General features: G+C 46.9%; 5 protein-coding genes and 1 pseudogene. 4 read left to right on the forward strand and 2 right to left on the reverse strand.

The features are described from left to right. Window positions 1-79 precede the first annotated feature (79 nt). The 3 genes from MD535_RS13775 to MD535_RS13785 are packed head-to-tail and all read left to right on the forward strand — an operon-like array spanning window position 80 to window position 3662. Window positions 80-1588 (forward strand): sugar ABC transporter ATP-binding protein, encoded by a 1509-nt coding sequence (locus MD535_RS13775; RefSeq protein ID WP_265675598.1) that lies wholly within the window; start codon window positions 80-82, stop codon window positions 1586-1588. Beyond that, window positions 1588-2613 (forward strand): ABC transporter permease, encoded by a 1026-nt coding sequence (locus MD535_RS13780; RefSeq protein ID WP_265675599.1) that lies wholly within the window; start codon window positions 1588-1590, stop codon window positions 2611-2613. Before MD535_RS13775 ends, MD535_RS13780 begins: the two co-directional genes overlap by 1 nt. Window positions 2614-2627: 14 nt before the next feature. Next, the gene (locus MD535_RS13785; protein ID WP_265675600.1) at window positions 2628-3662 is read left to right on the forward strand and encodes an ABC transporter permease; all 1035 of its coding nucleotides are present in this window, start codon (window positions 2628-2630) and stop codon (window positions 3660-3662) included. A 229-nt stretch (window positions 3663-3891) separates the two neighbouring features. Here MD535_RS13785 and MD535_RS13790 read toward each other — a convergent pair whose 3' ends face one another. Next, window positions 3892-4902, reverse strand: a complete 1011-nt coding sequence (locus tag MD535_RS13790; RefSeq protein ID WP_265675601.1) for a hypothetical protein — start codon at window positions 4900-4902, stop codon at window positions 3892-3894. Between the two features lie 180 nt (window positions 4903-5082). Next, window positions 5083-6459, reverse strand: coding sequence for an aldehyde dehydrogenase EutE (locus MD535_RS13795; RefSeq protein WP_265675602.1), 1377 nt, complete (start codon window positions 6457-6459; stop codon window positions 5083-5085). A 552-nt stretch (window positions 6460-7011) separates the two neighbouring features. Between MD535_RS13795 and MD535_RS13800 the strand changes: the two are divergent. Continuing rightward, window positions 7012-7311: pseudogene (locus MD535_RS13800) on the forward strand (diaminopimelate decarboxylase family protein); the annotation flags it as partial.

Genomic DNA, 7311 nt, shown 5'->3' on the forward strand with positions numbered 1-7311 from the left:
TGTTAAGGAAAGACCGACTTCATCTGCCTTGTCTTTAAGCAAGCAGTAAGAACGGGAAGCAACTGAAGGAGAGATCATCTTGAATAGTCACAATTCAACACCCGCTCTGTCTATTGAAGGGCTTATTAAAGACTACCCCGGTGTGAGGGCGGTGAATGACGTTAGCTTTTCCATTGAGCGAAGTACCGTTCATTGTTTAATTGGCGAAAATGGTGCCGGTAAATCAACGTTAGTCAAAATGATAACAGGTGCCATACAACCCACTCAGGGTACGATGAAAGTCAATGGCCGAGATTACAAGCCAACGGGTACTCAATCTGCACGTGAATCTGGCATTGCGACCCTATTTCAAGAGCTGCATGTGGTAGACGAACTAACGGTGCTTGAGAATCTAACGTTAGGCATGGAACAAAGTCGATTTGGTTTCCTCATTAAATCCGATCTTGAGCACCGAGTCATCGATACACTTGCCACTATCGAACCTTCCATTGATCCCTACGCGCGCGTATCAACCTTGGGTGTGGCGCAAAAACAGATCATCGAAATCGCACGCGCCGCGTCATCGGGTGCCAACGTTATTATTATGGATGAGCCCACCGCTGCTCTTTCTGAAAGAGAAGTCGAAAGGCTATTTACTGTTATTCGACGCCTGCAAGAGCAAAGCGTGACAGTGATTTACATTTCTCACAAACTCGATGAGATTCTCGCCTTGGGTGATCAAGTAACGGTGATGCGCGATGGCAAACACATCGCGACAAAGCCGATGCCTGAAGTCAAAGGACGAGCCGAGCTGATTGATATGATGATCGGTCGTAGCATCATGCATGATTACTCTCCTCGTGACGCCATTACCAATGACGTATTTTTAGCGGCGCAACGCCTCAATAATCATCGACTGAAAAATGTGTCGTTTGATATTAAAAAAGGGGAAATCGTCGGATTTTATGGGCTAGTTGGCGCTGGCAAAACAGAAATTGCCCGCGCAATTTTTGGTGCCGATAAAGTATCTGGCACCATTCGTCTCAACGGAAAAGACGTCGGCAACTCACCAAAAGAAGCCATTGCTGCAGGTATTGCGTTAGTACCCGAAGAACGCCGAACGCAAGGTCTATTCACCAACTTAACCATTCGCGAAAATATTCCGGTGATGAACTTACCGCGAATGTCCGATTTTGGCGTATTTAGAGAAAACGATGAGCTCAACGCCGCCATGGACTATGTTGAGAAGCTGTCTATCGCGACCAGCTCTATCGAAAAACATACTGAAAAACTGTCCGGCGGCAACCAACAAAAAGTCGTGATCGCCAAATGTCTTTTTTCTCAAGCCAAGTTACTACTGCTCGACGAGCCTACACGCGGTGTTGACGTTGGTGCCAAGAAAGAAATTTATGATTTAGTCAAAAACTTAGCCGACGAAGGCAATTCGGTCGCAGTATTTTCCACAGAGCTTGAAGAGATCCTTGGCGTGTGTGACCGGATTTTCTTGCTCTACGATGGCGCGCTGGTTTCAGAGATTCAAAACGGACCCAATGTAGACACAAACTATATTTTGAATGCCGCCACGGGTGGCCTTGAGGAGGCAGTATAATGAACACGTCGGTTAAGCGTAATCCCTCTCCCGTCGAATATCGACGGACAAGCGACCAAATGTACATTACCTTACTGGTTGCCTTTGTCGCTATCGGACTCTTTTTAGTGGCCTCTGCTTTTGTACCTAACTTCTTCCAAGTTCAAAACATGTTGAATTTAATCACCAATAACTGGGCGGTCATATCGCTTGGGGTTGGCGTTTCTTTCTTGCTTGTTTCGGGCAACTTTGACCTCTCCGTTGGCGGTATTGTGGCACTTTCAGGGGTACTATCGGTTTGGTTTGCACAAGCCATTGGTGGCGGCTCTGCGCTATCAACCGGGCTTGGCTTACCCTATTGGATGGCCATTGTCGGGGCACTGCTAGGGGCACTCGCCATCGGCGGACTCAATGCGCTGTTTGTGGTGAAGTTCCGCATCCCGTCAATCATTGTCACCTTAGGCACAATGATGGTCGCACGCGGTATCGCACAAGTCATCACCCAAGGCTCGCAACGTAATACTAACCTTCCTGAAGAATTTGGTGTGCTGGGCAATCTAAAAGTGTTCGATACCTCTATGCAGTTCCCTGTGTTATTCATGTTAATACTCTTCTTCGTCGCAATCTTTATTGAGCGCAAGACCGTCTTTGGTCGCATCACCTACTGGATTGGCGCCAACCCAGAAGCGGCAAAGCTGTCTGGCATCGATAACGCTAAACACATCACTTACTTGTATCTGTTTAGCGCGTTGATCGCAGGCATTGTAGGCGTTTTATTGTCTTCAGAATTCAAATCTGGCTTTTCTAATCGAGGGCTTTTAATGGAATTTGATGCATTAGTGATTGCACTACTTGGCGGAATAGCGATAGCAGGTGGATTCGGCTCGGTTATTGGCATGTTCTTCGGCGCTATTATTTTAGCCGTGGTGACCTCGGCAGCGACCGGGTTAACACTCTCGCCAGATTGGCAATTCATTCTTAAAGCGGTCGCGGTATTTCTAGCGATCACCGCGCAAACATGGGCGCTGTCCCTCAGAAATAAATAAGGAAGGTGAGGGTTATGTCTGATTCAACTAAATCACTGAGTATGGCGCCCACGTTTAGTGGACAACTGGTTAAATTTATTGCCAATTACTATATCTATTTTGTACTGGCGGCGATCGTTATTTTCTTAAGTAGCATCAACCTAGAACAATATGCGTTGTTTGAACGTGGCAACTTTCTCTATAAGAAAAATGTCATCAATATTCTGCGTGTGTCTGCGCCCATTTTAGTCTTGGCTGGCGCATTTACGTTACTTATGGTCTCGGGTTATATCGATTTATCGGTTGGCAGCACCATGGGCCTCACTGCGGTTATCTACGCGCTACTGGCCATTAATGGCGTGCCTTTTTGGGCGGCATTTTCCATTACTGTTTTTTGTGGCGTATTACTGGGGGCATTTAATGGCTTATTGGTGGTGAAGTTTAATATCACACCGGTGATTGCCACACTGATTACGCTCAGTTTGTACAAAGGCATAGCGTTACTGTTAGTACAAGATGGGGTGTCCGCCATCAAATCAATAGGCGACTTAAAAATGCCAGCATGGTTCAACGACTATGGTCGTGATGCTGTATTACTTGGTCTGCCGATGGCATTTTGGGTTGCCGTGGGCGTCACCGCGTTATTAATCATCCTGCAAAACCGCTCATTACTTGGCAAGTACGCGGCGGCAACAGGTGGTAACCCAACCGCGGCTAAGCTTTCTGGCATTAAAACCGGGCTTGTGGTGTTTAGCTTATACGCCATAGTAGGGGCAACGGCCGCACTTGCTGGGATTGCACGTTCTAGTTTCATGTCTTTAGGTGATCCACTGTCTGGCGATGGCATGGAGCTGACGGCCATTTTGGTGGTTCTCATTGGTGGCACCGCTTTTAGTGGCGGCGAAGGAAAGGTATTACGTTCGTTTGTAGGCGCGCTGATCATCATGACGCTGACTGTCGGTATGCTAACGCTGGTACCTGCCTATTACCAAACACTCGTTATTGGTGGCGCTTTGCTTGCGGCGGCGGCCTCTAACCATTTGGTGAGCCGCAAGCGAAACGAAGCCTAACCAGACTATCGCCCCATGATATGTAAGCGCGAAGATAAATATCATGGCTATGTCTTCACTGTTATCAAGCGAGCTAAAAACAAAAAAGGTTAGCCTATCAATAGGCTAACCTTTTTTTCTATACCCTGTCTAACTCTATGTACTTATCATATTTTTATCAAAATATGGCTCATGATATATCAGCTCACTATGACCAGTAGCGACACCATTAACCATGAGATTCCGTTGGCTAGTCCTCTCTCACCAACGCAGCGTGGCTGCAACGCATACCACCACCAGTCGCGTGGTTGGTTTCCGTCATATCCGAGTAAAGGACTTCAATACCTTTGGCTTCTAACTGCTTACCAATATGGGCAAACTCTGGTGACATCGCGTAAACACCTTCGCCAAGCGGCAAACCATTACAGGCATCTATGCGTGCTTCTTCTAACGTGCAGTCCACGATATCCCAATCTTTAATCAGTTCCGGTAGACCATTTGGAAAAGCATCACGACACACCAACGCTAACCCTTCTCTAGGTAAAGAGAGACAGCAATCTAAGTGCATCACTTCCGGGCTGTATTCAACAAAATGTACCGTCCACCCTTCTGAACTCAATAGATCAGCCGCCCATTGCAGCCCTAGCATATTCGAATCGACACCATTATAACCAAGCAACACGTTGTTGTTCCCCATGACAAACACATCACCACCTGTCAAAAATGGGCCTTTGCCACCTTCTACGCAATGGGTGTCCGTTTGAGGGGTTGGTATGGTTACCCATTTGGCGTCAGTGCCGCTAATACGCTCGTTAAGAATATGACGATAAGTAAACACATCTTTATGGCGCATAGGAAAACGATTAGCCCCTTCTATCACCACCTTGCCGACAACAGAGAGAGGGTCTTTGACAAACAGCGCCCCAACACCGGGCTCTTTATATTGTAATTCTTCTGCTGTTAGTAGCCTTGGTCGATGCACCTTAATACCGCGACCTTCAAGCAGATTAACCCAGTCTTCGACTTCTTTTAGAATTTTCTTAAAGCGCACGGGATCGGCTTCGGCGTACGGCTTTCCTGCGTTAGCCAGAATCTTATCGCGATCTGGCTTATTGAATATCCCCATACGGGCAGCCAACGCTTTACTAATTGTCGGGTATGCGAGCTGATCAACCCGACCAATGATCACTTCCTTGAGCACGCCCCACTCAGAGCCAACCCAAATATCGGTTGCCGTTGTTTCGTTAAGTTTATTTTGCATGATATTCACCTTATTGCCTTATGCATTGCTATCTAAGGTCAGCATGTCATCACTGTTGGATACGGCATAATCAGACTCTGATATGACAGCCTCTGCGCAGATTGCTCTTCCAAACAGACCACTTTTAGGCACAAAAAAAGACGCCAAAAGGCGTCTTTTTTAAAACGGTAAATCGAACCATTAAACGATACGTAGACCGCCTTGAGCGATAGCAAAACGACGAGCACGCGTGTAAGACAGCGCATTGGTGATGCCTTCACCTGTTGGGCCTGCTATCGTGAACGTTGACGTGCCTTCTGCGTTGTAACCCACACCAGAGAGTGTTGGGCCATTGTGCGCAAAGATAGTGGTGTTAACCGCGCGACCAAACTTAGTCACGTTGTCAATGTTACCTGAGTAGATGCAAGAAGAATGCTTGTTACCACGCTCTGCAGCGACAGCGCGCTCAACCGCTTCATCGATATCTTTACAGATAACCACTGGCAGTACTGGCATCATTTGCTCAACGTGTACAAGTGGGTGATCATTCTCAACAAGCATAACCGCAAGACGAGTATCCGATTCAACACCAATAGACTTCAGGATGTCGCCAGCGTCTTGACCAACATGCTGCTTCACCGGGTGCCACACGCGTGCAATTTCATGTGCAGTACAAGGTTTAGCGCCTTCAAATTCATCAAGCGTTAGAATTTGCTCGGTTAGCTTCTCTGCTTCTTCTGCTGATAGAACGTAAGCGCCAACTTCTTCTAGCTTGTCTAAGAATGCATCCGCCACAGACTCTTCAACAAAGACTTCTTTCTCACCGATACACAATAAGTTGTTATCAAACGATGCGCCACCGTATACGCCAGCAGCAGCAAGGTCTAGGTTAGCAGAAGCGTCGACGATGACAGGTGGGTTACCTGCGCCAGCGCCAATACCTTTCTTACCAGACTGTAGAATCGCCTTAACAAGACCCGGACCACCCGTGCCAACCAACATGTTGATAAGCGGTGATTTAGCGATTTCGTTTAGTGTTTCTAGCGTTGGCTCTTTCACCATAGTGATAAGGTTTTCTGGGCCGCCCGCTTCAACGATCGCCGTGTTTAGCATGTCAATCATGACCGCAGACACCACTTTAGAAGAAGGGTGAACGTTAAACGTCACTGCGTTACCACCCGCTAACATAGAGATAGCGTTATTCACAATGGTTTCTGTTGGGTTAGTCACTGGCGTTACTGCGCCAATCACACCGTATGGTGCGCGCTCACCCAAAGAGATGCCGTTGTCGCCCGACCATACTTCTGTATCTAAAATTTCAGTACCAGGCGTTTTCATCGCCGTTAGGTGATGCTTAGCGATTTTGTCTTCAACGCGGCCTAATTTCGTCTCTTCACGTACCATCTTCGCGAAGTCTTCTGCACGCGCTAACACTGCGCCACGAATAGCAACAATAATGGCTTCGCGATCTTCTTTAGTAGAGTTCACATAAAACTCTTGTTGAGCTTTGTGGGTTGCTTCAATCGCAGCGTCCACTGTCGCGAATACACCTTTAGCGTTATTGATATCAAAAGACATGATGATGACCTCGTAAAATTGGGTACTTCGAAGAGCCAGAAATAGTTTTATCTCTCTTCAACTTATTCGCTGAGATTTTATTTAGTCGGACTCGGCCTACAGGGGAAAGCGTCGTCGGACTCACAGCGTCTTCTCAAACGGCTATAATCTAACCTGATTATTCACCAGAACACTGTCACTGGGCGTCAGCTTATTTGACCAAGAACCCGAACTTTATCAAGCATGTTACTTGACTCCCCCCTTCGCAAATTCAATGTGTATCTAAAGATCAGCACCTTACCTCACTGACCTGCCCGGTAGCGTCTATTTGAAGGGCGATGTAAGTTACGTAAATAACCCTAGCGCTTTGCTGTCACCTAGGGTGCCGCTACTCAATCATTTTGGTGTCCAGAACAATAAAACAGCGATTATTCATAGCGTTAACACCAAGCGTAAGATTAATTGACCCTGAGTGACGTGTTGAGTTTTTAGCCGCCAGATAAACTAGTGGTCATCAAGCAATGCTTACAAACAGCATGCCTACCAATTGAAACGATCTCGTGAGGAACGAATATGAAAAATCATGCGCTTTTAGAAGAATCTGTAAAGCAACTGAGCACTATTTTAGAGACTCAGCAACAACTGTTGGACGAGCATAAAGCGAACCAAAACTATGCTGAACGCCTCGAAAATATTCTTACTCCTACTGACGAGCTAAGCACTCAAGGCGACGACTTATTCATCGGCGGTTGCAAAGCCTCTGATCTTATCGAGCAATACGGTAGCCCGCTATTCGTACTAAGCGAAGACACACTGCGTAACAACCTACGTCGTGTTAAGAACGCTTTCGGTAACTACTGGCCAAAGCCGGTT

Origin of the sequence: Vibrio qingdaonensis, from assembly GCF_026191675.1 — a bacterium.
GTDB lineage: Bacteria > Pseudomonadota > Gammaproteobacteria > Enterobacterales > Vibrionaceae > Vibrio > Vibrio qingdaonensis.